At 73.0% G+C, this 3558-nt stretch carries 2 protein-coding genes; both read left to right on the forward strand.

Translation table 11 applies throughout. The annotated features are described in order from the left end of the window. Window positions 1-1700: beta-ketoacyl reductase (locus GWI24_RS42060; protein WP_210951288.1), on the forward strand; the 1700-nt coding region annotated here is incomplete at its 5' end. A gap of 77 nt (window positions 1701-1777) precedes the next feature. Further along, a partial coding sequence (locus GWI24_RS42065) for a type I polyketide synthase (RefSeq protein ID WP_210951289.1) occupies window positions 1778-3558 on the forward strand: 1781 nt, incomplete at its 3' end.

Genomic DNA, 3558 nt, shown 5'->3' on the forward strand with positions numbered 1-3558 from the left:
ACATCGAGGCGGCGGGCCCGCTGTGGGCCGCCACCCACGGCGGTGTGCTGACCGGCCGGGCCGGGGAGCCGGAGGCGCGTCCGCACCAGGCGCAGACCTGGGGCCTGGGCCGGGTGCTCGCGCTCGAACACCCCAGGCGCTGGGGCGGGTTGGTGGATCTGCCCGAGGCGGCCGACGACGCCTCCGTGGACCGGCTGGCCGCCGTGCTCTCCGGGCTGCCGCACGAGGAGGGCGACGGGCACGAGGACCAGGTGGCGGTACGCGCCTCCGGTACGTACGCCCGCCGGCTGATCCGCGTCCCGCTGGAGGCGGAGCCCGCCGTACGGGAGTGGAATCCGCGCGGCACCGTGCTGATCACCGGTGGAACGGGCGGCATCGGTGCGCAGGTGGCCGACTGGTTCGCCCGCAATGGCGCCGGGCATCTGCTGCTCACCAGCCGCCGTGGCCCCGACGCCCCTGGCGCTGCCGAACTGCGCGCGAAACTGGAGGAGTTGGGCGTCGCTGTTACCCTCACGGCCTGCGACATGGCGGACCGCGACGCGGTGGCCGCGCTGGTGGCGGGCGTCCCCGAGGACCGGCCGCTCACCGCGGTCGTCCACACCGCGGGCGTTCCCCAGACGTACGTATCCGTCACCGACACCACGGCGGAGGACGTGGCCCGCATCACCTCCGGCAAGGTGGCGGGCGCGGTGCACCTGGACGAGGTGCTGGGGGACACCCCGCTGGACGCGTTCGTGGTCTTCTCGTCCAACGCGGCCGTCTGGGGCAGCGGTGGCCAGGGCGCGTACGCCGCGGGCAACGCCTTCCTCGATCTGTTCGCCGAGGCACGGCGCGCCCGTGGCCGGACGGCCACGTCCGTCGCCTGGGGCGCCTGGGGCGGTGGCGGCATGATGGCGCTCGACGGGGCCACCGAGTACATGGAGCGGCGCGGTGTCCTGGAGATGGCGCCCGAGCTGGCCATCTCCGCGATGGTGCAGGCCGTGGAGCACGACGAGACCTTCGTGGCCGTCGCGGACGTCGAGTGGGAACGGCTCGTGCTCGGCTTCACCGCCGCCCGGCCCAGCCCGCTGCTGGCCGAATTGCCCGAGGTCCGGCGCGCCCTGCGCGAGGCCGAGGGCGGCGGCGCCGAGGATGCCACCACGGGTGCGGCGCTGACCGCCCGGCTCACCGGGCTGTCGGAGAACGACCAGCTCAAGGAGTTGCTGGAGCTGGTGCGTACCGAAGTGGCGGTCGTACTGGGCCACTCCGGCACCGAGGGTATCGAGGCGGGCATGGCCTTCAAGGAGATCGGTTTCGACTCCTTGACCGCGGTCGAGCTGCGCAATCGGCTGGCCGCCGCCACCGGGCTCCGCCTCCCCGCCAGCCTCGTCTTCGACCACACCACGCCCGCCGCCCTGGCCCGGCATCTGCGGACCCAGGTCGTACCGGAGTCGCGCGGTGGCGCCGCGGAGTCCGTGCTCGGCGGACTGGAGGTGCTGGAGGCCGGTGTCGCCGGGCTGGTCGGCGACGGCGAGAGCGCGGTGAAGGTCGCGGAACGCCTCGAAGCCCTGGTCTGGAAACTGCGTGACAGCGGCGTGGTGCCGGGCGAGGGAACGGCGGCGACCGTCGGCTCCGGACCCGAGGCGGCCGAAGACGACCTCGCATCGGCATCGGCCGAGGAAATGTTCGACTTGCTCGATAAGGAATGGGGGGATTCCTGACCCATGCCCGGCATCGGAATGGGCAATCGGCGCCCGCAGCACGGTCTCGACGCGACGCGAGTGGGGAATTAGAGGCAATGGCGGAGAACGAAGAGAAACTGCTCGCCTATCTCAAGCGGGTGACCGGCGACCTGCGGCAGACCCAGCGCCGGCTGCGCGAGGCGGAGGCCGCGAACCGTGAGCCGATCGCCATCGTCGGCATGGCCTGCCGCTATCCGGGCGGGGTGAACTCTCCCGAGGAGCTGTGGGAGCTGGTCGCCGAGGGCCGGGACGCGATCACCGCATTCCCCACCGACCGAGGCTGGGACATCGACGGCGAATACGACCCCGACCCCACCCACACCGGGAAGAACTATGTGCACGGCGGCGGATTCCTGCACGACGCCACCGCATTCGACGCGGGATTCTTCGGCATTTCGCCACGCGAGGCGCTGGCCATGGACCCCCAGCAGCGGCTGCTTCTGGAGGGCGCCTGGGAGCTTTTCGAACGCGCCGGAATCGACCCGAAATCCCTCAAGGGCAGCCCCACCGGCACGTTCATCGGCTTCAGTTCGATGGACTACGGCTGGAAGCTCCAGGCCATACCCGAGGTCGTCGAGGGCTATTACGCCACCGGCAACTTCGCGAGCGTCATGTCCGGCCGGGTCGCGTACACCTTCGGCCTGGAGGGGCCCGCCGTCACCGTGGACGCCGCCTGCTCGTCGTCCATGGTGGCCCTGCACCTGGCCGCCCAGGCGCTGCGCTCGGGCGAATGCTCCCTCGCGGTGGCCGGTGGCGTGACCGTGATGTCCACCTCCATCGGCTACGCCGAGTTCAGCCGCCAGCGGGCGCTGTCCCCCGACGGCCGCTGCCGCGCCTTCGCCGCCTCCGCCGACGGCTTCGGCCCGGCCGAGGGGCTGGGGCTGCTGCTGGTCGAGCGGCTGTCCGACGCGCGCCGCAACGGCCACGAGGTGCTGGCCGTCGTCCGCGGCTCCGCCGTCAACCAGGACGGCGCGAGCAACGGCCTGACTGCCCCCAACGGCCCCTCCCAGGAACGAGTCATCCGCGCCGCTCTCCGCAACGCCCAGGCCGCCCCCGACCAGATCGACGCGGTGGAGGCGCACGGCACGGGCACCACCCTGGGCGACCCCATCGAGGCCCATGCCCTGTTCGCCACGTACGGGGAGCGGCGTCCAGCGGACCGGCCGCTGTGGCTGGGCTCCGTCAAGTCGAACATCGGGCACACCTCGGCGGCGGCGGGCGTGGCGGGCGTCATAAAGATGACACAGGCGATGCGCCACGGACTGCTCCCCAGGACGTTGCACGTGGACGAGCCGACCCCGCACGTCGACTGGTCGTCGGGCGCCGTGCGGCTACTCACCGAACCGGTGGACTGGGCGACGGACGGCCGCCCGCGCCGGGCCGCGGTCTCGGCGTTCGGCATCAGCGGCACGAACACCCACGTGATCCTCGAAGAGCCGCAGCCCGCGGAGGAGGACGCGGAGCCGGAGGAGCCCCCGGCCGCCGAGGCGGCGTCCGGACTCACGGCGAACGCCGTTCCGTGGGTGGTCTCCGGCCGCTCCGAGGCCGGACTGCGGGCCCAGGCCGCGCGCCTGGCGGCGTTCACCGGTGACGGGGACGAGGTGGCGCCGCTGACGGATGTGGGCTGGTCGCTCACGGCCACCCGCGCCGCGCTGGAACACCGTGCCGTGGTCCTCGCGGTCGACCGCGACAGCGCCCGGACCGGGCTCGCCATGCTCGCCTCCGGCGACTCGGCCCCGCAGGTGGTCCGGGGCGTGGCCGCCATGGACGAGGCGGAAGCCGAACTCGCGTGGCGGACCGCCCTGGTGTTTCCGGGTCAGGGGTCGCAGTGGCGGGG

Origin of the sequence: Streptomyces sp. MK37H (assembly GCF_018035285.1) — a bacterium.
GTDB classification, from domain to species: domain Bacteria; phylum Actinomycetota; class Actinomycetes; order Streptomycetales; family Streptomycetaceae; genus Streptomyces; species Streptomyces endocoffeicus.